22 protein-coding genes are annotated in these 23,005 nt (G+C 74.1%); 7 read left to right on the forward strand and 15 right to left on the reverse strand.

Annotation, left to right across the window (positions count from 1 at the left end; translation table 11 throughout):
* Positions 1–147 precede the first annotated feature (147 nt).
* Together ACIQOW_RS39340 and ACIQOW_RS39345 are read right to left on the reverse strand one after the other, a co-directional pair.
* On the reverse strand, positions 148–1,059 hold the full coding sequence (locus tag ACIQOW_RS39340) for a DNA-3-methyladenine glycosylase family protein (RefSeq protein ID WP_401092748.1): 912 nt from the start codon (positions 1,057–1,059) through the stop codon (positions 148–150).
* Positions 1,060–1,141: 82 nt separating this feature from the next.
* Positions 1,142–2,305 (reverse strand): peptidoglycan recognition protein, encoded by a 1,164-nt coding sequence (locus tag ACIQOW_RS39345; RefSeq protein ID WP_401092750.1) that lies wholly within the window; start codon positions 2,303–2,305, stop codon positions 1,142–1,144.
* A 103-nt stretch (positions 2,306–2,408) separates the two neighbouring features.
* Here ACIQOW_RS39345 and ACIQOW_RS39350 point away from each other — a divergent pair, with 103 nt between their 5' ends.
* The 3 genes from ACIQOW_RS39350 (at position 2,409) to ACIQOW_RS39360 (ending at position 6,360) form a co-directional block, all read left to right on the forward strand.
* Positions 2,409–3,200 carry a TIGR03089 family protein gene (locus ACIQOW_RS39350; protein WP_401092752.1) on the forward strand — a complete coding sequence of 264 codons (792 nt, stop codon included), beginning with the start codon at positions 2,409–2,411 and terminating at the stop codon, positions 3,198–3,200.
* A gap of 36 nt (positions 3,201–3,236) precedes the next feature.
* Positions 3,237–4,553 carry an LCP family protein gene (locus tag ACIQOW_RS39355; protein ID WP_401092754.1) on the forward strand — a complete coding sequence of 439 codons (1,317 nt, stop codon included), beginning with the start codon at positions 3,237–3,239 and terminating at the stop codon, positions 4,551–4,553.
* 211 nt (positions 4,554–4,764) lie between these two features.
* Positions 4,765–6,360 carry an LCP family protein gene (locus ACIQOW_RS39360; RefSeq protein WP_401092756.1) on the forward strand — a complete coding sequence of 532 codons (1,596 nt, stop codon included), beginning with the start codon at positions 4,765–4,767 and terminating at the stop codon, positions 6,358–6,360.
* Between the two features lie 21 nt (positions 6,361–6,381).
* Here the strand turns inward: ACIQOW_RS39360 and ACIQOW_RS39365 are convergent, their stop codons facing one another.
* The 6 genes from ACIQOW_RS39365 to ssuE all read right to left on the reverse strand — a co-directional run bounded on the left by ACIQOW_RS39365 (position 6,382) and on the right by ssuE (position 14,826).
* Positions 6,382–6,996 carry an acyltransferase gene (locus ACIQOW_RS39365; protein WP_401092758.1) on the reverse strand — a complete coding sequence of 205 codons (615 nt, stop codon included), beginning with the start codon at positions 6,994–6,996 and terminating at the stop codon, positions 6,382–6,384.
* 30 nt (positions 6,997–7,026) lie between these two features.
* The gene (locus ACIQOW_RS39370) at positions 7,027–8,067 is read right to left on the reverse strand and encodes a glycosyltransferase family 2 protein (protein WP_401092760.1); all 1,041 of its coding nucleotides are present in this window, start codon (positions 8,065–8,067) and stop codon (positions 7,027–7,029) included.
* Between the two features lie 161 nt (positions 8,068–8,228).
* A complete protein-coding gene (locus tag ACIQOW_RS39375) occupies positions 8,229–10,223 on the reverse strand; it encodes a hypothetical protein (protein WP_401092761.1) in 1,995 nt (664 codons plus the stop codon).
* A 351-nt stretch (positions 10,224–10,574) separates the two neighbouring features.
* The gene (locus ACIQOW_RS39380; RefSeq protein WP_401092763.1) at positions 10,575–13,142 is read right to left on the reverse strand and encodes an ABC transporter permease; all 2,568 of its coding nucleotides are present in this window, start codon (positions 13,140–13,142) and stop codon (positions 10,575–10,577) included.
* A gap of 19 nt (positions 13,143–13,161) precedes the next feature.
* Entirely contained in the window at positions 13,162–13,947 is a 786-nt protein-coding gene (locus tag ACIQOW_RS39385) for an ABC transporter ATP-binding protein (protein ID WP_401092765.1), read from the reverse strand.
* Positions 13,948–14,271: 324 nt separating this feature from the next.
* Positions 14,272–14,826, reverse strand: a complete 555-nt coding sequence (gene ssuE, locus ACIQOW_RS39390; RefSeq protein ID WP_401092767.1) for an NADPH-dependent FMN reductase — start codon at positions 14,824–14,826, stop codon at positions 14,272–14,274.
* Between the two features lie 443 nt (positions 14,827–15,269).
* Between ssuE and ACIQOW_RS39395 the strand changes: the two genes are divergently transcribed.
* Together ACIQOW_RS39395 and ACIQOW_RS39400 are read left to right on the forward strand one after the other, a co-directional pair.
* Entirely contained in the window at positions 15,270–16,595 is a 1,326-nt protein-coding gene (locus tag ACIQOW_RS39395) for an LCP family protein (protein ID WP_401092768.1), read from the forward strand.
* 38 nt (positions 16,596–16,633) lie between these two features.
* Positions 16,634–17,215 carry a hypothetical protein gene (locus ACIQOW_RS39400; RefSeq protein WP_401092770.1) on the forward strand — a complete coding sequence of 194 codons (582 nt, stop codon included), beginning with the start codon at positions 16,634–16,636 and terminating at the stop codon, positions 17,213–17,215.
* On the opposite strand, the gene ACIQOW_RS39405 is transcribed toward ACIQOW_RS39400, so the two are convergent.
* Together ACIQOW_RS39405 and ACIQOW_RS39410 are read right to left on the reverse strand one after the other, a co-directional pair.
* Complete coding sequence (locus ACIQOW_RS39405) at positions 17,119–17,694, reverse strand: hypothetical protein (protein ID WP_401092772.1); 576 nt, start codon at positions 17,692–17,694, stop codon at positions 17,119–17,121. The two genes, ACIQOW_RS39400 and ACIQOW_RS39405, sit on opposite strands and share 97 nt — an antisense overlap.
* A gap of 270 nt (positions 17,695–17,964) precedes the next feature.
* Positions 17,965–18,459 carry a peptidylprolyl isomerase gene (locus ACIQOW_RS39410; RefSeq protein ID WP_188296544.1) on the reverse strand — a complete coding sequence of 165 codons (495 nt, stop codon included), beginning with the start codon at positions 18,457–18,459 and terminating at the stop codon, positions 17,965–17,967.
* 213 nt (positions 18,460–18,672) lie between these two features.
* Between ACIQOW_RS39410 and ACIQOW_RS39415 the strand changes: the two genes are divergently transcribed.
* Positions 18,673–19,050, forward strand: a complete 378-nt coding sequence (locus ACIQOW_RS39415; RefSeq protein WP_401092785.1) for a MerR family transcriptional regulator — start codon at positions 18,673–18,675, stop codon at positions 19,048–19,050.
* A gap of 17 nt (positions 19,051–19,067) precedes the next feature.
* Here ACIQOW_RS39415 and ACIQOW_RS39420 read toward each other — a convergent pair whose 3' ends face one another.
* A complete protein-coding gene (locus ACIQOW_RS39420; protein WP_401092775.1) occupies positions 19,068–19,721 on the reverse strand; it encodes a class I SAM-dependent methyltransferase in 654 nt (217 codons plus the stop codon).
* Between the two features lie 72 nt (positions 19,722–19,793).
* On the opposite strand from ACIQOW_RS39420, the gene ACIQOW_RS39425 reads away from it, so the two are divergent.
* Positions 19,794–20,390 carry an NAD(P)H-dependent oxidoreductase gene (locus ACIQOW_RS39425; RefSeq protein ID WP_401092777.1) on the forward strand — a complete coding sequence of 199 codons (597 nt, stop codon included), beginning with the start codon at positions 19,794–19,796 and terminating at the stop codon, positions 20,388–20,390.
* Here ACIQOW_RS39425 and ACIQOW_RS39430 read toward each other — a convergent pair.
* The 4 genes from ACIQOW_RS39430 to ACIQOW_RS39445 all read right to left on the reverse strand — a co-directional run.
* Positions 20,383–20,871 carry a GNAT family N-acetyltransferase gene (locus ACIQOW_RS39430; protein WP_401092779.1) on the reverse strand — a complete coding sequence of 163 codons (489 nt, stop codon included), beginning with the start codon at positions 20,869–20,871 and terminating at the stop codon, positions 20,383–20,385. The genes ACIQOW_RS39425 and ACIQOW_RS39430 overlap by 8 nt on opposite strands.
* Positions 20,872–21,056: 185 nt before the next feature.
* Complete coding sequence (locus tag ACIQOW_RS39435; protein ID WP_401092781.1) at positions 21,057–21,638, reverse strand: DUF4276 family protein; 582 nt, start codon at positions 21,636–21,638, stop codon at positions 21,057–21,059.
* An 8-nt stretch (positions 21,639–21,646) separates the two neighbouring features.
* On the reverse strand, positions 21,647–22,846 hold the full coding sequence (locus ACIQOW_RS39440) for an AAA family ATPase (RefSeq protein ID WP_401092783.1): 1,200 nt from the start codon (positions 22,844–22,846) through the stop codon (positions 21,647–21,649).
* A gap of 65 nt (positions 22,847–22,911) precedes the next feature.
* On the reverse strand, positions 22,912–23,005 hold a 94-nt coding region (locus ACIQOW_RS39445; RefSeq protein ID WP_132919430.1), incomplete at its 5' end, for an acyl-CoA dehydrogenase family protein.

Genomic DNA, 23,005 nt, shown 5'->3' on the forward strand with positions numbered 1-23,005 from the left:
CCCTGCGCCGCCCCCGCCCGCAGCGCGTCCCTCTCGCCGGGAGGGGGAAGGGCGGGTGGGTGGGTGGGGACAGGTGGGCGGGTGGGTGGGACAGGTGGGCGGGTGGGTGCTGGGGGTGGGTGCTGGGGGTGGGTGCTGGGGGTGGGGTCAGCGGTGGCGGTGGTCGTTGGGGGTCAGGCGGGGGCCGTAGCGGGGGGCCCGGGCGCCGGTGGCCAGCAGGAGGCGGCAGACGCGGTGGCGCTGGGGGCGGTAGGGCTCCAGCAGGGCGAGCATCTGGTCGTCGTCGCTGCGGGGGCGGCCGGCCAGGGCCCAGCCGACCAGGTCGGGCAGGTGGAAGTCCCCGACGGAGACCGCGTCCGGGTCGCCGTTGCTGCGCTGGAGGGTCTCGGCGGCCGTCCAGACGCCGATGCCGGGAACGGCGGTGAGGCGGGCGAAGGCCTCCTCGTGGCCCATCGCCGAGGCCTCCTCCAGGCGCGGGGCCAGCCGCACCGCGCGCACGATCGTCGCGGAGCGCTTCGGGTCCACGCCCGCCCGGTGCCACTCCCAGCTCGGCAGCAGCGCCCACTCGCGGGCCGACGGGGCCACCCGCATGCCCTCGGCCGGGCCCGGCGCCGGGGTGCCGAAGTCCCGCAGCAGGGTGCGCCACGCGCGGTAGGCCTCGTCGGTGGTGACCTTCTGCTCCAGGATCGCCGGGACCAGCGACTCCAGCACCAGGCCGGTCCTGGTCAGCCGGACCCCGGCGGTACGGCGCTGGGCGTCCCGCAGCGGGCCGGGTGGCAGGACCAGTGCCTCCGGGGCGTCCTCGGCGCCGAGCAGGGCGGGGAGGCGGTCGAGCAGCCAGTCGGCGCCCGGGCCCCAGGCGCTCGCCTCGACCTCGCCGGTGCCGGGGTGCGGCCGCACCCGCAGGGTGCCGATGCCGGCCGGGGTGCGGGAGGCGCGCCAGACGGCCCCGTCGCCGGTGCTGCGGTACGCCGGGTCGGCGGGGCCGCGGCGCAGCGGGAGCAGGGTGCGGGCGACGTCCAGCGGGAAGGCCGGGCGCCAGCGCCGTGCTGCTTCCACCGCCGTCGCCTCCCGGGTCGCCTCCGGATATGAACCATACGCGGGGGGTCGGACAGGCCGGTGGGTCGCGGGCGGGGCCGGGTCAGCGGGTCTGGAGGCGGGCCGCCGCGGCGCGGAGCTCGGGGAGGCGGGCGTAGAGGGCCTTGCCCGGGCATTCGGTGTCGAAGGCGTCGCGGTGGCCGGAGACGGCGTCGAAGTCGACGGCGGTGCCCTCGGGGTAGCGGCTGCCGTCGGACCCGGAGGTGAGCCTGGTGCGGCCGTCGGCGGGCCGGGCGGCGAGGCCGAGCTTCCAGGCGGCGACGGCCGCGAGGCCGGCGAGCAGGGGCCGGGGCGGCTGGTCGCCGACGTAGGTGCCGATCGCGGCGACGCCGGCGGAGTCGGTGTTGAAGCCGAGGGTGTGGGCGCCGTGGACGGGCAGTTCGACGCCGCCGGCGCGGCCCTCGTAGACGGTGCCGCAGCGGTCGACCAGGAAGTTGTAGCCGATGTCCCGCCAGCCGCTGGTCTTCACGTGGTACTGGTAGATCGCCCGGATCACCCGGGGGGCGTCGGAGCAGGCGTAGTCGGTGGCGGTGGCGGTGTGGTGGACGAAGACCTCGCGGACCGGGCCGGTGTACTCGAAGCCCTGGTCGCGCAGTGACTCGTCGGCACCCCAGCCGGCCCGGGTGACGATGGCCGGACGCGGAGCCTGCCCCTTGACCGGCCCGGCGGGCGGCCCCGTCGGCGGCTCGCCGAACGGCGGCGCCGGCGGCCCGACGGGCGGCTGCGCGGGCAGCGTCCGTACGGCGTCCCCGGCGGCGCCGTGCCCCGGGTCGACCAGGTCGAGCCGCAGCCCCGGCGGCGTCCCCGCGGGCCCGGGCCCGACCTCGACCGCGACGCCGTCGCTGCGGCCGGTCCACAGCGGGGCGGTGGCGCCGTGCGGCGTCCGGTCGGGGCCGTCCTCGGCGGCGGTCTCCAGCCGGTGCCAGTCGCCCCAGCGGCCGGTGGCCGCGTCCCTGGTGCGGACCCGGACCACCGCACCGGCGAGCGCGTCCGCGGGGCCGTCCCAGCCGAGGCCGAGGAGCTCGAACGGCCGGGTGCCGCGCGGCGCGAGGCCGGACCCGGCGGGCAGTGCGAGCGAGGTGGTCGAGGCGCCGCCGGGGAAGTCGCGGCGCTGCGGGGCCGGCGAGGAGGTCGCGGCGGCGGCCGGGTGGAGGAGCAGGGCGGCGGTGCAGCCGACGAGCAGCGCGGCCGGCGGTGAGAGGCGCATGCATCGGATCGTCGCCGCAAACCGGACCGCCCGCCACGCACTCCTCGCCCGTTCGGCGGCCCCTCCCGGCCTCCGGTCGGGAGGCCGTAGGCTGGGGCGCACCATGACTGCGCCTTTCGCTGCCGATGCCCGCACCCCCGTCGAGCTGCTGCACGCATTCCTGCGCGGCGGCACCCCTTCGGTCGATCCCGCGGCCCCGCTGGTCACCTTCTACGACGACGCCACCGGCGAGCGGGTGGAGCTGTCCGCCCGCACCTTCGACAACTGGGTGGCCAAGACCGCCAACCTCCTCCAGGACGAGCTGAACGCCGGTCCCGGCGACCGGGCCGCGCTGCTGCTGCCCGCCCACTGGCAGAGCGCCGTCTGGCTGCTGGCCTGCTGGTCGGTCGGGGTGACGGCGGCGCCGGTCGGCGACCCGGCCGCCGCCGACCTGGTGGTCAGCGGCCCGGACGGGCTGGACGCCGCCCAGGCCTGCGAGGGCGAGCGGGTCGCGCTCGCCCTGCGTCCGCTCGGCGGCCGTTTCCCGCAGCGTCCGGACGGCTTCCTCGACTACGCCGCCGAGGTGCCCGGCCAGGGCGACCGCTTCGCGCCGTACTCCCCCGTCGCCCCGGACGGGCAGGCGCTGGAGACCGCGGTGGACGGGCTGCCGCTGAAGCTGACGGGCGAGCAGACCGTGGCGCTGGCCAGGGAGGGTGCCGTCCGGCTCGGCCTGAACCCCGGTGACCGCGTGCTGTCCACCCTCTCGTTCGACGACTGGACCGGTCTGGAGGCCGGCCTGCTGGCGCCGCTGGCGGCCGGCGCCTCGGTGGTGCTGTGCCGCAACTCGCAGGGGCTGGACGCCGGGCAGTGGGAGAAGCGGGTGGAATCCGAACGGGTGACACTGCGCCTCGGCTAACCCCCGGCCCCGGCCCGGCGGGTAGGGATCGCTGCCATGGCCGAGGACGACACCGAGCACCCCCCGACCGCCACTCCCCCGACGAACGGCCCGGCGCACGACGGCCCGGCGGCGGACGCTCCTCCGGGCGGCACCGGACGCCCGCGCAGACGCCGGCGGTGGTTGACGATCACCGCCGGCGTCGTCGCGTTCCTGCTGGTCGCCACCGGGGCGCTGCTCTGGATCGCCTACCGCAAGCTGGACGGCAACATCCGCGCGGACTCGGCCACCGACCGGCTGCTCGCCCAGCTGGAGGCCGAACGGCCGAGCCGCACCGCCGGGGCGAGGGGTGCCGAGAACATCCTGCTGATCGGCAGCGACGACCGCTCCGGGGCGAACGGCTCCTACGGCGGCGAGGCCGGCACCGAGCGTTCCGACACCACGATCCTGCTGCACCTGGCCGCCGACCGGAAGCACGCGACGGCGGTCTCCGTCCCCCGCGACGTCATGGTCACCGTCCCCGCCTGCGAGAAGCCGGACGGCACCCGCAGCAGGCCGGCGCTGGCGCAGTTCAACCAGGCCTTCGAGACGGGCGGCCCCGCCTGCTCGATCCGGACCGTCGAGCAGCTGAGCGGCATCAGGATCGACCACTACGTGATCCTCGACTTCAGCGGCTTCAAGACGATGGTGGACGCGATCGGCGGGGTCGAGGTGTGCGTGCCGCAGCCGATCCACGACAAGGACGCCAGGCTCGACCTGCCCGCCGGCCGACAGACCCTGCACGGCGAGCAGGCGCTCGGCTACGTCCGGGCCAGGGAGAGCCTGGGCGACGGCAGCGACACCCAACGCATGGGCCGCCAGCAGCAGTTCCTGGCCTCGCTGATCCGCAGGGTGCAGTCGCAGGGCGTGCTGCTGAACCCGGCGAAGCTGTGGCCGGTGCTGGACGCTGCCACCTCCTCGGTCCGGGCGGACGGCGAACTGTCCTCGCTCGGCGCGCTGTACGACCTCACCCAGGACCTGCGCGGCATCCCCTCGGCGAACGTGGTCTTCCTGACCGCGCCGCGCCGCTCGTACCGCTACGACTCGGACCGGGACGAGTTCGTGCAGCCGCTGACCGGGCAGCTGTTCACCGCGCTGCGGGACGACCGGCCGGTCGCCGTCCGGCCGCCCGGGCCGGCGGCCTCGCCGGGCGCGGGCCGGTCCCCGTCCACCCTGTCGTCCCTGGCGTCCCCGTCGCCGCGACCCGGGACTGACCCCGGGTCGGACCCGACCGCCGAGGTGGCGGCGGCGTTGGCGAGCGCGTCACCCTCGGCGGGCGCCTCGCCCACCTTCGAGGGACGCACCGCCGACGTGGACGCCTGCGCGCCGCACTGAGCCGACCGGACGGACGGCCCGGGGCCGCACCGCAGACCGAGCCGGGCCTTTCCGCAATTGCGCGGCCACGAACGGTATTTGCCCTCGCACGGCCGGAACATGGCGGAGATCACACCGGGAACGACTGTCTCGTCCGGCTCGTCTACTGTGTCCGGATCGGCCCGTTCGTACGGGTGGGCCCGAGCCGTACCGGTCGAACGTAGGGAACCCCGTGCACGAGGAGCAACCGGAATCCGGCCGCTACCGGGTGGACCCGGCCCCCGGCGTCCCCCGGCAGCGTCACCGGGGCACCGAGGAGCCCACGGCACCGGCCCCGGAGGGCCGCCGGGACAGCCGGCGGCGGGCGGCCGCCGTCGCCAAGCGCCACCGGCGCCGACGGGTGCTCAAGTGGACCGCCGGGGCGGGCGCCCTGGTGATGGTGGCGGGCTGCGGCGGGGCGTACTACCTCTACCGGCACTTCAACGACAACCTGACCTCGGTCAAGGTCCAGCTGGGCGACGAGGCCGAGCGCCCCCAGGCCGCCGGGGACGCGCTGAACATCCTGGTGATCGGCACGGACAGCCGGGAGGGCCTCGGGCGCGAGTACGGCGACGAGGGCAGCGCCGGGCACGCCGACACCACGCTGCTGTTCCACATCGCCAAGGACCGCACCAACGCGACGGTGGTCAGCCTCCCGCGCGACCTGATGCTGCCGATCCCGGAGTGCCAGAACGCCCAGGGGAAGAAGATCCCGGGCTCGGCCCGGGACATGTTCAACACCAGCCTCGGCCAGGACGGCCGCGACGCGGGCTGCACCTGGAAGACCGTCGAGAAGAGCACCGGCATCCGGGTCGACCACTTCGTGCAGGTCAACTTCGAGGCGGTGAAGTCCCTGTCCACCGCGGTCGGCGGGGTCGAGGTCTGCGCGGCCAAGGACATCAACGACTCGGGCTCCCACCTCAGGATGACCAAGGGCCGGCACGTGGTGCAGGGCGAGGAGGCGCTCGCCTTCGTCCGCACCCGGCACGCGGTCGGCCAGGGCGGCGACCTCACCCGGATCCCGCTCCAGCAGCAGTTCATCAGCTCGATGATCCGAAAGATCAAGAGCGACGACACCCTGACCAGCCCGACCAAGCTCTACAAGCTCGCGGACGCCGCCACCAAGGCGCTCACCGTGGACTCCGGGATCGGCAGCGTGGACAAGCTCAAGGACCTCGCGCTGGACATCAGCAAGGTGGACACCAAGAACATCACCTTCGCCACCGTCCCCGTCCTGGACGACCCCAAGGACAAGGACCGGCTGGTGCTCAAGCAGCCGGACGCCGGGCAGCTGTTCGCGATGATCGCGGGCGACCGCTCGCTGACCGAGACCGCCGCCCCGGCCGCCCCCGAGGCCCCGGCCACCGGCGCCGCCCCCGCCGCACCGGCCACCCAGTCGGCCGCCGCCCCGCCCGCCGACACCAAGGGCGTCCAGCTGACGGTGCGCAACGGCAGCGGCACCCGCGGGCAGTCCGGGCCGACCGCGGAGAAGCTCCGGACGAAGGGCTTCGCCAAGGCCGCGGTGGGCAGCGACGCGCCGCTCGCCGAGACCACCACTGTGTCCTACCCGGCCGGCCTGGAGGCCGAGGCCAACGCCCTGGCCGCCGCCCTCGGCCTGCCCGGCGACGCCGTCCGGCCGGCCGCGAAGCCGGACCCGAAGGGCGGGCTGCTGCTGGTGCTCGGCAAGGACGTGCTGACCGCCCCCGCCGCCCCGCCCGCGGTGCCCACCGAGGCGCCCGAGGACCTCCAGCGGGTGCAGGCGGACGACGTCGACGCCTGCGCCAAGTAGCCAGGGCGTGTCCGACACGCCCTAGAGGAGCACGAGGGTTCCGTTCTCCTCGCGGTAGCGCTCGGCGGTCCCCGGGCACTGCCAGAGGCCGTCCCCGGCCGGCCGCAGCGGCTCGCCGGCCCGTCCCACCCAGCCGATCCGGCGGGCCGGGACGCCGGCGACCAGGGCGAAGTCCGGGACGTCCCGGTGCACCACGGCGCCGGCCGCGACCAGCGCCCAGCGGCCGACCGTCACCCCGGCGACCAGCACCACCCGGCCGCCGATCGAGCAGCCCTGACGGAGCGTCACTCCTTCGGCCCGCCAGTCGAGTTGCCCCTTGGGACGGCCCTCCGGGGTGACCGCGCGCGGATAGCGGTCGTTGGTGAGGACGGCGGCCGGGCCGATGAACACGCCGTCCTCGACCACCGCCGGCTCGTACACCAGCGCGTGGTTCTGCACCTTGACCCGGTCCCCGATCCGCACGCCAGGACCGACGTACGCGCCGCGGCCGATCACGCAGCCGGCGCCGACCACCGCGCCCTCGCGGACCTGGGCGAGGTGCCAGACCGTCGTCCCGGCGCCGATCGCGGCCCGCTCGTCGACGTCCGCGCTCGGCTCGATCCTGGCCGCACCCGACCCGCCCTCAACTGTCGCCATGCGCACCGACGATAGCGGTGCCGAAACGAATCAGCCGGTCTTCGAGAGCACGTCCTCGGAGGACGGGCCGACACTGGCGATCACCCTCCGGGCGAGCGAGCGCGGCGAGGTGAGGAAGCCGAAGCCCCAGCTGAGGTGCATGGTCGCCAGGGCCACCGGCAGCAGCGCCCTGGCCTTGAACGACAGGCCGCGGCCCTCGACGGCCGCGCCGCCGAGGATGCCCAGCAGGTACCCGCCCGGCACCGCGAGGAAGGCCGGGTGGACGGCGACGCCGAGCACCAGCCCGAGGGTGACCGCCAGCAGCGCGGACGGCGGCGCGAGGTAGCGCAGGTTGACCGAGCCGCGGTGGTAGCGGGTGACCACCCGGCGCCAGCGCCCGTAGTCCTTGTACTGCTTGGCCAGCGCCCGCACCGAGGGCCGGGGCCGGTACGTCACCTTGAGCTGCGGGGTGAACCAGACCAGGCCGCCGTCCTGGCGGATCCGGTAGTTCAGCTCCCAGTCCTGGGCGCGGACGAACTCCTCGTTGTAGCCGCCGAGCTTCTCCAGCACCTCGCGCCGGAACACCCCGAGGTAGACGGTGTCCGCCGGGCCCGCCAGGCCGCCGGTGTGGAAGGCGGCGTTGCCGACGCCGATCTTGGAGGTCATCGCGGCGGCGACCGCGTTCTCCCACTCGGTCTCGCCCTCGGCGTGCATGATGCCGCCGACGTTGGCCGCCTCCATGTCCCCGAGCAGCCCGACCGCCGTGGTGATGTAGCCGGGGGTGAGCAGTCCATGACCGTCCACCCGCACGACTATCGGGTGCCTGGAGCCCCGGATCGCGGCGTTCAGCCCGGCCGGCGTCCGGCCGGTGGGGTTCTCCACCGTCCGCACCCGCGGGTCCTCGGCCACCAGCTCGGCCGCGATCTCGGCGGTGCGGTCGGTGGAGGGACCGAGGGCGATCACCACCTCCATCGGCCCGGGGTACTCCTGGTCCAGGATGCGCCTGACCGCCGTGCGCAGGTGACGTTCCTCGTTGAGCACCGGCATGATCACGGAAACAGCCGGCAGCTCCTCAGCAGCCTTGGTGTTCATCGGGGCCCACCGTACCGGTGCGGACGCGTCCCCGTCTTGTCCCGGTCAGGGCGGCTGCGCCCGCTTCGCGGCGCGACACGGGCACTGTGATCAAGAACACCGTACTCCCCCGTACGGGTGAGCCCGGGACGGTGTGGATCCGGTGCCGATCCGGGGCGGGTTCAGAGTGCGTAGTGGGCGACGGTGAACACCGCGTAGCCGGTCAGCGCGAGCCGGTTCAGCAGGTGCTGGGGCCCGCCCAGCCGTTCCGGCAGCGCCTGCTCGGGGCGCAGGTCCGGGCGGTGGGCCGCGGTGGCGACGGTCCTGGCCAGCGCCTGGGGGTCGTACCGGTCGCCGAGGAGTTCGGCCAGCCGGCCCGTCGGGCGGCAGACGAAGGAGAACTCCCGCCCGCTGTGCAGCCGGATGGTGAGCAGGTTCCGGTGCACCGCCGCCGCGGAGACCTCCGCCCACCGGTAGCTGCGGGTGCGCAGCGCGGTGGCCACCCGGAGCCCGCGGCGGTCGGCCACCACCTGCCAGGACAGCGTCTGGGCGCAGGCGAGGATCGCCGCCGATCCGATCCACAGCGGGTGCAGCAGCCCCTGCCACCAGCCGTCCTCGTCGAGCAGCACCACGGCGGTGGCGACCACCAGCGCCGCCAGCGGTCCGGCCGCCGCCCGCAGCGGCAGCGGCATCTCCCAGCGCCGGGCGGCCAGCGGTGCGGTGCCGGGGCCGGCCGCGGGGGCGGCGGCGACGGTCTCGGCGGTCAGCGCGGCGACGGCCAGGTCGCGCTCGCGGTAGCGCCCGGAGCGCCGGCCGAACCGCGGGGCCCGGGCGGCGGGGGCGACCACGGTGGCCACCCAGTGCGGGTCGCAGTCGAGCACGCCGGGACGGACGAGCAGCTGGTGGCCGGGCCCGTCCGGGCCGACGTACAGCACGGCGGGCACGCTGCGGCCGGCCCTGGCCAGCCACTCGGCGGCCTCGGCCGGGGTCGCCCGGTGGACCAGGTCCTCGTACTCCTCCTCTTCCTCGTCGTAGTCGGGCACCGGGGGGTCGGGGTAGTCCTCGTCCTGCTCCTCGGTCTCCAGGTGCGCGGGCACCCAGGCCGGTCCTTCGCCGTCCGGGGCGCCGTTGCGGGCCCAGCGGTAGCGGTCGTGTTCGACCAGGCGCCAGAGCCCGGGGCCGTCGGGCGGACCGTCCAGCGGCAGCACCAGCAGGTCGCCGCGCTCGTCGGCGCGCACCCGGACGGCGAGCGCGGGGGCGGCGCCGACGAAGGCGGGCCCGGTCCTGCGGGCGCTCGCGGCGGCGGCCGCGCCGAGCAGCACCAGGCCGGGCAGGGCGATCAGGCCGCCGGCGCTCAGCTGGCCGGAGACGTCGTAGTCGTCGCCCGGGGCGCGCACCCAGTCGCCGTCCACCAGCAGCGGGACGGGCTCGCCCGGCTGCGGCTGCCGCTGCCACCGGACGTCCAGGGCGGCGGTGCGCTCGGGGCCGCCGCCGGGCGGCTGGAAGCGGACGGTCAGCACGCCGTCCCGGTCGCTGGTGCCCGCGGTGCCGGTGATCCGGGTGGCCCGCTCGGCGGCGGAGTCCGCCCTGGCCTGCTCCCAGAGGCCGTACGCCGGGAAGGCCACCGCGACCACCAGCAGCAGGGCCCCGAGGGTGCGGCGCAGCACCGGCGGGCCGTCCCGGTGGACGGGCGAGGGCGCGCCGGCGGCCGTCCAGGGGTAGTCGACGGGCGGGGCCATCAGCTCGTCGAGCTGCTGGCGGGCGCGGCGGCGGCCGGCCTCGGCGCCGAGCAGGACGGCGGTGAGCAGTACGTGGAGCAGCACCGCGGACCACCGGGCGAGCGGGGTGACCAGGCCCTCGGGGAGGTACCAGAGCAGCGCCAGGACGACCGGCGGGACCAGCACCCTGACCCTGACCCTGGTGGCCAGCAGGAGGACCTCGGCCAGCACCGACCAGCCGGCCAGCGCCGAGCCCCAGGCGTCCCGGCAGATGCCCTGGGCGTTGCACCGGACCGCCTCGGGCTCGACCGCGCCGGCCAGGATGACGAACCCGATCGGCGCCAGCGCGAGCCAGCGGCCGTCCAGCCGCCAGGCGGTCCTGGCGGCGCGCCAGCGGGCGGCGGCCGCCGCGGTGAGGGGAGCGGCGCTGGGCAGCGGCGGAGCGTCCGAGGGGAACATCGGACGATCATCTCAGCAGTCCGGTGGCCGGCCCGTCGTGGTGGGGGGGGGCGGGCCCCGCCCGGGGGCCGGGCCCGGGGGGCCCCCCCCCCCCCCCCCCCCCCCCCCCCCCCCGGCTCCGGGCCCCGCCGCGGCGCCCCCCCCCCCCCACCGCGCCAACCCCCCCCCCCCCCCCCCCCCGCGCGCGCCCCCCCCCCCCGGCCCCCGCCCCCCCCCCCCCCCCCGGGGGCCGGGCGCTGTGCGCACCCGGCCCCCGTCCCCCCGCTTCCCCGTTTCCCCGCGGTCTCCCCCGTGCTCCCCCGTGCTCCCCCGGCCCCGCGGGGCCTGTGCCCGGCGCCCCCCGACGCCGGGTCAGTCCGTCGCGATGGCCGCGAGAACGTTCATCCGGCCGGCCCGGAAGGCCGGGAAGAGGGCGGCGAACAGACCGATCACCACCGAGGAGACCAGCGTGATCGCGACCGTGGTGGTCGGGACGGAGAGCGTCCCCAGGCCCTGGTCCCGCAGCACCCGCTGGGCGGTGACGCCCCAGGCGAGGCCCAGCCCGGTACCGAGGACCGCGCCGAACACCGCGATCACCACGGACTCCAGCCGGATCATCCGGCGCAGCTGGCGGCGGGAGAGCCCGATCGCCCGCAGCAGGCCGATCTCGCGGGTCCGCTCGACCACCGACAGCGCCAGGGTGTTGACCACGCCGAGCACCGCGACCGTGATGGACAGGGCGACCAGCCCGTAGATCAGGTACAGCAGGGTGTTGATCTGGGACTGGACGAGCTCCTTGTAGCCGGCCCGGTCCTTGATGGTCAGCTGCGGGTACTCCTTCAGCCCGTCCTGGAGGGCGGTCAGCGTCCGGTCGACGTCGGCGCCCTTGGCGGCCTTGGCGAAGAAGGTCCACACCGGCGGCTGCTCGGCGGCCGGGACGACCTTGTCCACGGTGTCCATGGCCACGAAGGAGCCGTCGCCGAACAGTTCGCCCTTGCCGAAGACCGCGCCGACCGGCACCACCTGGGTACGGCCCCGGCCGTAGTCGACGGTGACCTGGTCGCCGACCTTCAGGCCGTGGTCCTTGGCGAAGGCCGCGCCGATCCCCAGCGAGCCGCGCTGGATCGAGTCCACCGCACCGGAGTCGACGGTCGGCCGGAAGTCGGTGCCGAAGAAGGCCGGCGGCACGGCGGTCAGCGAGGTCTTGGCCTGCTGCCCGTCCGGCAGCCGGACCTTGGCCGGGTAGAACCGCTGGGTGGTGACGTGGTCGATGCCCGGGGTCCGCTCGACCGCGGCCAGCACCTCGGGGGTGATCGCGGTGCGGCCGCCGGAGACGATGTAGTCCGCGCCCACCGACTTGTCGATCTGCGCGCTGGTCGAGTTGACCGCCGAGGAGCTGAACACCGCGGAGGCGATCACCAGCGCCAGGCCGATCATCAGCGCGGCGGCGGTGGCACCGGTGCGGCGCGGGTTGCGCATCGCGTTGCGCTGGGCGAGCCTGCCGGACGGGCCGAACAGCGCCGGCAGCAGCGCACCGAGCACCCGGACGACGGCCGAGGCCAGCAGCGGGCCGAGCACCACGAAGCCGATCAGGGTGAGCACCACGCCGAGGCCCAGGTACTGGCCGCCGGCGGACGCCTTCTCCGCCCTCGCGCCCTGCGCCAGCAGCGCGCCGCCGCCCGCCGTCAGCAGCAGGCCCAGCACCGTGCGGATCAGGTTGGCCCTGCCCTCGGCCGGTGTGCCGTGGTCGCGCAGCGCGGCCATCGGCGAGATCCGGCTCGCCCGGCGGGCCGGGAACCAGGCCGCGACCAGGGTGACCACGATGCCGAGCGCGTAGCCGGCGACGAAGACGTCGGGGCCGATCCGCAGGTCGGCCGCCTGGAGGTCCATGCCGATCGCGTCCATCAGCTCGATCAGGCCGACCGCCACGCCCAGACCGGCCCCGACCCCGAGGGTCGAGCCGAGCACGCCCAGGATCAGCGCCTCGACCAGCACCGAGCGGTTGACCTGGCTCCGGCTGCCGCCGACGGCGCGCAGCAGGCCGATCTCACGGGTGCGCTGGGCGACCAGCATCGAGAAGGTGTTGACGATCAGGAAGGCGCCGACGATCGCCGAGACGAAGGCGAAGCCGAGCATCGCGTACTTCATGAAGTCGAGGCCCTGGCCGACCTGCTCGCTGCGGTCGGCCTTCTGCTCGGCCGCCGTCTTGACCTGGTACCCGCCGCCGAGCCGGGCCAGCGCGTCCGCCTTGAGCCGGTCGTTGCTGCGGCTGCCGTCGCCGTACGCCTCGATCGTGCTGAAGGCCGGCTCGCCGAGCAGCACCTGCTGGGCGGTCGGGGTGTCCAGGAACGCGAGCGCCGCGCCCGGGTTGGTGGTGGTGAAGGTGCCGATGCCGACGACGGTGAAGTCGTGCCGCCCGGTCGGGTTGTCGACCCTGAGCCGGTCGCCGAGGCCGAGCCCGGCCTTCTTCACGGTGTCCGCGTCCAGCACCAGCTCGGTCGGGCCCCGCGGCGTGTGTCCCGAGGTGAGCCTGACCGGGTTGCCCGGGGTGTCCGTCCAGTTGGCGAGCAGGGTGGGCGCGCCGGTGGTCGGGCCGACCAGCTTGTTGGTGGCCGGGTTGACCAGGACCGCGTTCTCGACCATGACCTGGCCGACCGCGGACTTCACCCCGGGCAGCCCGGCGACCTGTCTCTCCAGCTCGACCGGGACGGTCGGCGGTTTGACGGCGGCCTGCTGCCCCTCGTCCTCGGCAGGCTTGGGCGGCTGGACCGAGACGTCGGAGGAGGTCGCGGCGAAGAGCTTGTCGAAGGTGCCGGTGGCGGTGTTCGAGAACACCAGGGTGCCGGAGACGAAGGCCACCGACAGCACCACGGCGATGAGCGAGAGCGCCATCCGGCCCTTGTGGGCGTAGAAGCTCCGCAGTGAGGTCTTGAGCAGCATGATGGTGTCCTCCCGCCGCTCAGCTGGTGCGCTTGCCGTCGAAACGGCGCATGCGTTCGAGGACGGAGTCGGCGGTGGGCGCGTACATCTCGTCCACGATCACGCCGTCGGCGAGGAAGAGCACGCGGTCCGCGTAGCCGGCGGCGACCGGGTCGTGGGTGACCATCACGATGGTCTGGCCCAGTTCGTCCACCGAGCGGCGCAGGAAGGTCAGCACCTCGGCGCCGGCCCTGGAGTCCAGGTTCCCGGTGGGCTCGTCGCCGAAGATGATCTCGGGGCGGGCGGCCAGCGCCCTGGCCACCGCGACGCGCTGCTGCTGGCCGCCGGACAGCTGGGTCGGGCGGTGCTTGAGCCGGCCGGCCAGGCCGACGGTCTCCACCACCTGGGCCAGCCAGGCCTGGTCGGGCTTGCGGCCGGCGATGTCCATCGGGAGCGTGATGTTCTCCAGCGCGCTCAGGGTCGGGAGCAGGTTGAACGCCTGGAAGATGAAGCCGATCTTGTCCCGGCGGAGCCGGGTGAGCTGCTTGTCCTTGAGGCCGGTGATCTCGGTGTCGCCGATCCGGATCTGCCCCGTGGTCACCGTGTCGAGGCCCGCCAGGCAGTGCATCAGGGTGGACTTGCCGGAGCCCGAGGGGCCCATGATCGCGGTGAACCGGCCGCGCTGGATGTCGACGTCGACCGCGTCGAGCGCGGTGACCCTGGTCTCGCCCGCGCCGTAGGCCTTGGTGACCTGACGGGCCGACGCGGCGACGGCGGACGCACCGCCGGGAAGCTGGGGGTCGTACACGGCTGCGGCCGTCGTCACTGGAGTCTCCTCAGAAGATGCGCTCACCCGTTGGCCCCCAGCCTCGCGGGCTGACCCGCCTCCGCGACATGGCGCAGGCGGTAGTCCCCGACCGGGAGTTGTCTCCACCCTCCCGGTGGACCTGGCCACCGGGCCCGACGCGACCGGGCCTTCTTCTGGCGGGTGGGGATGTGTGAACCACGTTAGGAGCCGTCGGCGGAGGGCTCGTCATCCGCCGGAATGAAGCGGTTCAACCAAGGTTCTACGGGGCCCGGAGCGCATCCCCCTAGGGGTCGCCGCGGCCCGTCTCGGGGACCCCCCGTACGGGCCGGCGGCGACGGTCCGTCAGCTCGTCAGCGCGGGTGCGGCCTGCCGCTCCAGGGCCGTGGCGAAGCCCTCCACCACCGGGGCCAGCAGCGCTTCGGTCTCGCGCTCCACCAGGGTCGTCCCGTCCTCCCCCGCGGTGATGTGGCGGTCGAGCACGAACCAGCCCTGGGTGATGTGGCCGGCGCCCATCGAGCTGAGCACCGGGCGCAGCGCGTAGTCCACGGCGAGGACGTGCGCGGGCGAGCCGCCGGTGGCCAGCGGCAGGACGGTCTTGCCGGCGAGGGCGTACTGCGGGAGCACGTCCAGCAGGGCCTTCAGCAGGCCCGAGTAGGCGGCCTTGTAGACGGGGGTGCCGATGACCACGCCGTCGGCGCGGGCGAACAGCTCGGTGACGGCGACGATCCCGGGGTGGTCGAAGTCGCCCGACAGCAGCGCGTGCGCGGGCAGGCTGCGGGCCTCGAAGGGGATGACGTGGTGGCCGCGCTCCGTCAGCCGCGCGTCGACGTGGCGCAGCAGGCGGGTGGTGCGGGAGGTCGCGGACGGGGAGCCGGAAACGGACAGGACGACGGCCATGGGTTCACCTCTGGCTGGAAGCGGGGCGGCGCGGCGCGGCGGTGGAGGGCGCCGTGGTGGGGCCGGTATCCGGCGTGGTGCCGGGGGCCGGGACCCGGGGTGGTGCGGGAAGGCGGCACCGGGGAGGCGCTACGTCGGCGGACGTGCGGGGGGTGCGGGAAGGGCGGGGACTCGGCGGGCGAGCGTCAGCCGCGACAGAGCGAACAGGCCACACCGCGCCGCAGGTCGACGTGCCGCCGACGCGTGAGTGCCCAACGCTGGTCCATGCCGGAAATGCAAACACGCTGTGTTCGAGCTGGTCAAGAAACGTTTCAGCAGGTGGAACGCCGGGTGTCCGGACGTTTCGGCGGAACGATCCGGTACGTGCATCAAAACTGCTACAAGAGGCCCGGCGGGCACCCCGGGGGGAGTCAGCCCGACCGGGGTCGGGCATCCTCATCGGCATGAACACGTGGCAGGAGGGCCGCCCGGGGGGCGGCGGGAACCCGTACGGCGGCAACGGCGGGAGCGGCGGGAACCCGTACGGCGGGAGCGGCGCGGCCGAGCCGCCGCTGCCGGCCTCGCTGAACCCGCGCGGGGCGGCGGCACCCCCGCCGCGGCACCCGGGACAGCCCGGGCAGCCCGGTCCGTCCCGGCTCGGCGGCGTCCCGCCGCAGGGGGTCGGCGCGCCCGGCGACCGGCCCGCGGGCCCGGGGCGCCCCGGCGGGCCCGGCGGCTCCGGTGGTCCCGGCCGCCCGGGCGGGCCCGGCGGTGCCCGGCCCGCCGGCACCCGGCCCCGGCGCTGGCCGCGGCGGCGGATCGTCAAGTGGTCGGTCTTCGGCGTGCTGATCGCCGTCATGGTCACCGCGGTGTCCACCTGGTTCTGGGCGGACTCCAAGCTCAACCACGAGAACGTGCTCGCCGACTACCCCGGCCGCCCGGCCGCGGGCAAGGGCACCAACTGGCTGATCGTCGGGTCCGACAGCCGCCAGGGCCTGACCGACTCCGAGCAGGACGACCTGCACACCGGGCACGACACCGAGGGCAAGCGCAGCGACTCGATGATGATCCTGCACGTCGGGGACGCCGGGAACACCCTGATGAGCATCCCGCGCGACTCCTGGGTGCCGATCCCCGAGCACCCGGGCGGCAACGGCAAGCCGGTCAAGGGCACCACCGCGAAGATCAACTCGGCCTTCGGCAACGGCGGGGGCCGGCTGCTGGTCCAGACCGTCGAACAGAACACCGGCCTGCGGATCGACCACTACGCCGAGATCGGCTTCGGCGGCTTCGTCGGCATCGTCGACTCGATCGGCGGCGTCGAGATGCACATCGACCAGGACATCAAGGACAAGGACTCCGGGCTCGACCTCAAGGCGGGCGACCAGACCCTCACCGGCAAGGAGGCACTGGCCTTCGTCCGCCAGCGCCACCAGATGGCCGACCAGGACCTCGGCCGGATGCGCAACCAGCAGAAGTTCCTCGGCGCCCTCGCCCACCAGGCCGCCTCCCCCGGCAACCTGGTCAACCCGTTCACCTTCTACCCGCTGGTCGACTCGGCGCTCGGCACCCTGATCGTCGACGAGGACTGCGGGCTGACCGACCTCGGCTCGTTCTTCCTCGCCATGAAGGACGTCAACGGCGGCAGCGGCAAGTCGCTCACCGTGCCGATCGGCAACCCGGACTACCGGACCAAGACCGGCGAGTCCGCCGTGCTGTGGGACGCCGGCAAGTCCAAGCAGCTCTTCGACGCCTTCAAGAACGACACCGCGGTGCCCGAGTTCAAGTAACCGGCCACTTCCGGTGACCGGGCCGCCACAATGAGTGGATGTCACTCGTCACCGCGCTGATCCACCGCCGCCGCCACCGCCTCCTGGGCCGCCTGGTCCAGGAGGCGCTCGCGCTCTACGGCATGGAGGTGCCCGCCGCCTGCGAGATCGGGCCCGGGCTGGCCGTCTTCCACCGCGGCTTCGGCACCGTGCTGCACCCGTACACCACCCTCGGCGCCGGCGTGACGCTCTACAACGGCGTGACCATCGGCCGGGCCGACCCGTGGGTGCCGCAGGAGGAGAGCGCGATGCGGCGGGTGGTGGTCGAGGACGGCGCGGTGCTGTGCGCGGGCGCCAAGGTGGTGTGCAAGCAGGGCGTGCTGACCGTCGGCGCCGGCACCGTCGTCGGGGCCAACGCGGTGCTCACCCGTTCCACCGGGCCCGGGGAGATCTGGGCCGGGGTGCCGGCCCGCAAGGTGGGGATGCGGGCGGGCACCTGGGGGCCCTCTCCGGCCCCGCCCGCCCCTGGCCCCTCCGGGCGGCCTCAGACGTACGGCAGCAGGCCGGTGCCGCACTCCGGGAAGCGGACCAGCCACTCCCCCTCGCCGCCGGCCTCCTCGGTCGCGCCCGAGAAGCCGTAGTGGATCGGCTGCCCCTCGCCGCTCAGCCACCTCGCGTGGGTCAGCTGCACCGACAGGGAGGCCGGGCGGTGCGCGGCGGCGGCCGGGCCGGGCGGGGCGCACTGCTCCAGCACCAGCTCGTGCTCGGTCTCGCCGGGCCGGAAGGTCACCGCCGTCTCGGTGCTCGGGCGGCGCGGGAAGGCGCCCGCGGGGTCCGTCCAGTACGCGGCGACCATCACCGCGAGCGTGCCGTCCAGGCTGCCGGTGTCCGGCCGCACGTACTCCTCGTCCGCGACCCAGCGCGCGTGGTGGCGGACCTCCTCCTCGTCCCGGCACTCGTCCCAGCGCACCCAGTAGCCCGCCACCCGCTTGACGGTCATGCCCTCGCGGACGACCCGGACGGCGAACCGCGCCGGGCCGACCGGCTCGCAGCCGGCCAGGGATACCACCGTCACCTGCTCGTAGGTCACCTCGCCGTCGTCGGCGCCCTGCTCCATCATCGGTCAACCACCTTGCCGCGGAGTCGAGTTCGGCCGCGGCTGGGGCCGCGTCCGATTCGAGCGTAGGACGCCGGCGGCGAGGGACCGCGCGATTGCCCGGTTCCGGCCCCAAGGAGCGCGCTCCGGGCTACCCTGCCCGCCGCACCGCGCCCGGGGCCGGGCGCGGCATCGGTTCCGAATCCGGATCCGGACACGGAACCGCCCCGGGGCGGGAGGCCGGAAACTCCGACGTCCCGCCCCGGGGCGGTGCGTGCCAGGTGGCGGTGGTGACTACTCCACCACGCCGGACTTGGCGATGGTGATCTTGGCCGAGGTGCGGCCGCTCTGCGAGCCGAGCGACTCGATGTTCTTCACGATGTCCAGACCCTCGACGACCTCGCCGAAGACGACGTGCTTGCCGTCCAGCCAGTCGGTGACGATGGTGGTGATGAAGAACTGCGAGCCGTTGGTGTTGCGGCCGGCGTTGGCCATCGACAGCAGACCCGGGCGGTCGTGCTTGAGCTTGAAGTTCTCGTCCGCGAACTTCTCGCCGTAGATGCTCTTGCCGCCGGTGCCGTTGTGGTTGGTGAAGTCACCGCCCTGGAGCATGAAGGCCGGGATCACGCGGTGGAAGCCGGAGCCCTCGTAGCCGAAGCCGTTCTGGCCGGTGGCCAGCTCGCGGAAGTTGCGGGCGGTCTGCGGAACGACGTCGTCGTACAGCTTGAAGACGATCTTGCCGGCCGACTTGCCGTCGATCTCGATGTCGAAGAAAACGTTGGAAGACATGCAGGGATGATGGCACGATCACCTGTTCGCCGCGCGCCGCCCCCGGCCGGGCGAGGCCGGAAGCGGCTGTGTTATCCGGTTGCCCGGCCCGGCTTTCCCGGCCCGGTCCAGGCCGCTCCGCACCGGTGCCGGGAACGCTAACATCGCTGTCGGCTTCGGACCTTGGCGCGGTACGACACCCGGGACGACGACCGGGACGACGGGGTGGGCAGCATGCGGATCGGCGAACTGGCCCGGCGCACGTGTGTGAGCGAACGCTCGCTGCGCTACTACGAGCAGCAGGGCCTGCTGGCCGCCCGCCGCACCGAGGGCGGACACCGGGAGTACCCGGACGCCGCGGTCGACCGGGTCGTGCACATCCAGGAGCTGTTCGCGGCCGGACTGCACAGCCGGACCATCCACCGGATCCTCCCCTGCATGCGGGACTCCGACGGCAGCCCGAACGAGATCGCCACCCCGATGCTGGTCGAGGAGCTCACCGCGGAGCGCGAGCGGATCGACCGGACGATCGGCGACCTGCTGCGCTCCCGCGAGGTGCTCGACAAGGTGATCGCGGCCGCCTCCGCCCGGCCGCCGTCCGAGGCCGCGTAGGCGCCCTCGGGGGGCCCTCAGGCCTTCGGCTTGCGGGCCAGCACGTACGCCTGCGGAGTCGGCTCCTCCCCCTCCGGCTCGCGGACCGTACGGGAGGTGACCGCGAGCCCGGCCTCCCCGGCCAGTTCCTCGACGCGCTCCGGCCGCAGCCGGCGGAAGTCCAGCGTCACCGGGTAGCCGAAGGGCCGTTCCTGGCGCGAGGGCACGTCGCCGACCTGGAAGGCGAGCATCAGGTGGCCGCCGGGGGCGAGCACCCTGGCGAATTCGGCGAACACCTCGGGGAGCCGCTCCGCCGGGGTGTGGATGATCGAGTACCAGGCCACCACGCCGGTCAACTCCCCGTCCCGGAAAGGGAGGTCGAACATCGAGCCGACGACGAACGGCACCTCGGGGTGGGCCTGCCCGGCCAGCTCCACCATTCTCGGCGAGAGGTCGATCCCCTGCACGTCCAGACCGAGCCGGTGCAGCGGGCCGGTCATCCGGCCCGGTCCGCAGCCGACTTCGGCGACCCTGGCGTCCGGCCGCTCGGTGCGGACCAGGTCGGCGAAGAGCGCCAGCATCGCCCGGTCCACCGGCGCGCCGCCCAGGTGGTCCCGGAAGAGGTCGGTGTACTCGGTGGCGACGGCGTCGTAGAACGCCCTGGTCTCGACGATGAAGTCCGGCTCGGTCATGGCCCGGGACCCTACCCGCCGCCGCCCGGCCGTAGCATCGTTCCCGCCAACCAGCCCGAGGGGGGACGGAAGATGAGCACGATCGGGGTCTACCTGGCGCATCCGCGGCCGGGCAGCTTCAACCACGCGCTGTACGGGGCGGTGGTGGACGAACTGCGCGGACGCGGCTGCGAGGTGCGCGCCCACGACCTGTACGCGGAGGACTTCGCGCCACTGCTCACCGCCGAGGAGACCGGCACCGTGGCCGCGGCGGAGCGGCCCGCCGATCCCCGGCTGGCCCTGCACCGCGCCGAGGTGGCCACCCTGGACGCGCTGGTGCTGATCCACCCCAACTGGTGGGGCATGCCGCCCGCGGTGCTCACCGGCTGGGTGCAGCGGGTGCTGGTGCCGGGCGTCGCGTACAAGCTCGGGACGGCCGACGGCGAGCCCGCCGGGCTGCTGCGCGCCGGACGGGCCCTGGTGCTGAACACCTCGGACACCCCGGAGGCCCGGGAACGCGAGGAGTTCGGCGACCCGCTGGAGCGGATCTGGGCGGCCTGCGTCCTGCCGTACGTCGGGGTCACCGACGTACGGCGGACGGTGTTCCGCACGGTCACCGGCTCCCCCGCCGCCGAGCGCGCCGGCTGGCTGCGGCAGGCGCGGGAGCAGGCGGCGGCGCTGCTCAGCTGAGCGGCGGGAGGTCCAGTTCGGCCACCGTCTGGCCGCCGCTGGTCTCGCCGGTCGGCCGGAAGCCGAGCCGGGCGTAGAACTCCTCCGGGCCGTCCGGGCCCGGGTGGTAGGTGACGGTGGCGCGGCTGCCGCCGCGGCGGCGGATCTCGGCACAGACCTGCTCGACCGCGAAGCGGCCGTGGCCGCCGCGCTGTTCCCCGGCGTCGATCAGCAGCCGCCACAGGCCGGAGCGGGGGCCGTCGCCGGGGCGGTCGGGGTAGAAGGTGATGTCGAAGAAGGCCATCACGAAGCCGACCGGCCGCCCGCCGTCCAGGATCAGCCGGGGCCAGGCGGCCTCCCCGTGGACGTACGCCTCGGCCAGTGACTTCACCACCGGCGCGACCAGGTGCTCCTGGTCGGGACGGACCCGCAGGGCGAGGGCGGCGTCGAGGTTCCCGGGGGTGAGGGGGGCCAGGCTGAGCGGGGAGGGCGTGATCGGCATGGCGGGCAGCCTACGGAGCGCGGCTGCCCGCCGTCGCGCGGTTTTGTCCGACCGCGCTCCTCCCCCTTCCAGCCAGTGGACTTCCCGCGGACAGCCGCTCGTCCCTGGCCACTCACCTGCCGGAAGGACGAGTCGACGGGGATCCGGACCACAGCGACAGATGGTCCGGGCGAGCCTCCGCGGACCTACCCGAGCCCACCGACCAGGGACTCGACCGCATGGACCATCCGACGGAACGACCGACTGCTCACCGCGGCCGCCCGCAGGTCGACCAGCGCGGAGAACTTCGCCTGATGGAGGGTTTCCTTGTACGACTCGTTCATCAGGCCTTCCAGCTGACGCTTGGCGTCCCGTTTGGCCTCCGGCTCCGACGGCGACACCGCGTCATCCCGAACGGCCGAGTGCCCACGCAACGATTCCATCGACGCCAGGAACCACGCCTCGTACTCGTGATGGGCGATGACGATCTCCACGGGCACGCCGACCAGCTCCGGCGCGGGAGCCAGGCTCCTGGCCAGCGCGACAGGACAGTCGACGTCCTTGTCGTCACCGTCGCGCAGGACCAGCACGCCGCCCCGCGACGGCACGCGCGCCGCCTGCACCCTGAGGGCCCGGGCCAGTTCGTCGGGCTTTCTCATCTTGTTGGAGTCGAGCTTGAACGGCTGGGCCACCTCGACCCATGCTCCGCAGTACTCCATCGCGATCCGGGTGATGAGGTCACGTACCGCTTTGACCTCTCCGTGCCCCTCGACGATCGGCGCGATCACTACGTCGCTCATTCGGCAGCCCCGCGAACCGCCGAGACATCAGGGAGGAGCTGATCGATCCTCAGTAGCTCACCGGGGGTGTACAGCTGTTCCCGAAGCGCCAGAGCACCCGCCCGGTCAAGGCCGGCGACCTTCGTCTCGCCCGCGATCGACCGCACCGCGCGCAACTGGTCGGGGTCGAAGTCGTCCCGATCGAGCAGATCGGGGCTGTGGCTGGTGACGATCACCTGGCGGCGCTCGCTCGCGTCCCGCAGTGCGTCGAGAAGAACCCCGGCGGCTGCTGGGTGCAGTGCGCTCTCCGGCTCCTCGATCCCGACCGTGCTCAACGTCCGTCCGGTGCCGGCGAACAAGGAGACCAGCACACCCAGTGCCCGGAGAGTGCCGTCGGATACCGACTGGGCTTGAAAGCGCCACGGGTTCCTGGATCCCGGCACATCCTGCGCGAACTCAAGCGTCTCCCAGTTGCCGAGTTCCGAACGTGAGACGCCATGCATACCCGGCACGATCTGCTGGAGATACTCCTCGATCCGCGCTTTGTCGACCTGCCCGTGCTGGCTACGTTCCAGGCGGTGGAGAACGCTGGCGATGTTGGAGCCGTCACGGTGCAGGAAGTCCCCCGAGTCCGGAGTCTGCGGCTGACGCATGACGTCAGGATTCAGGCTGAAGACACTGATGCCGGCCAGCCCGTCGAAGACCGGCGCGAAGACCTCCAGCCCGGCCGCGGAGACCAGGTACAGCCGATACTCCCCGACCGGCGGCATCACCGGCTCGGTCTGCGCGACCAGCGCTCCGTTCTCGACACGGAATTCCGCGTCGGCGCTCCGAGGCCCCTCACCGTCACGCTCGCCGAACCAGACTCGGCAGCTCTCGCGGGAGATACGGAATCCACCTCCCTTCACAGCGGCGACCTCGAAGCCGTACTCGCCGCTGAAGCCCACCCCCTGGAACTCAAGGTCGATGGCGAAGTGCGTCGGATGGCCTGTGGAGCGTCGCCGCACCTCCGCGACACCGCCGCGCGTTCGGAGTGCCTGGTCCAGCGAGGTCTGAAGTGATTCCGACAACAGGCGAAGAGCATCGAGGAAGTTGCTCTTGCCCGAGCCGTTCGGACCGACGAGCAGCAGCAGGTTACCCAGTCGGACGTCCGCCGAAGCGATGCTTCGGTAGTGCCTGAGTCTGACTCTGGTGAGCGAGAAGTGGTTGGCCTCCATGTGCCACAGTGTGACAGTCGGAGGCCCCCGGCCGCGGCACGCGGACGGGGGCCGACCGCACCCCGTTACGGGAGGTTGCGGGCCATCACGATCCGCTGGACCTGGTTGGTGCCCTCGTAGATCTGGGTGATCTTCGCGTCCCGCATCATCCGCTCCACC

This window comes from Kitasatospora sp. NPDC091335, from assembly GCF_044757205.1.
In the GTDB taxonomy this organism is placed as follows: Bacteria; Actinomycetota; Actinomycetes; order Streptomycetales; family Streptomycetaceae; genus Kitasatospora.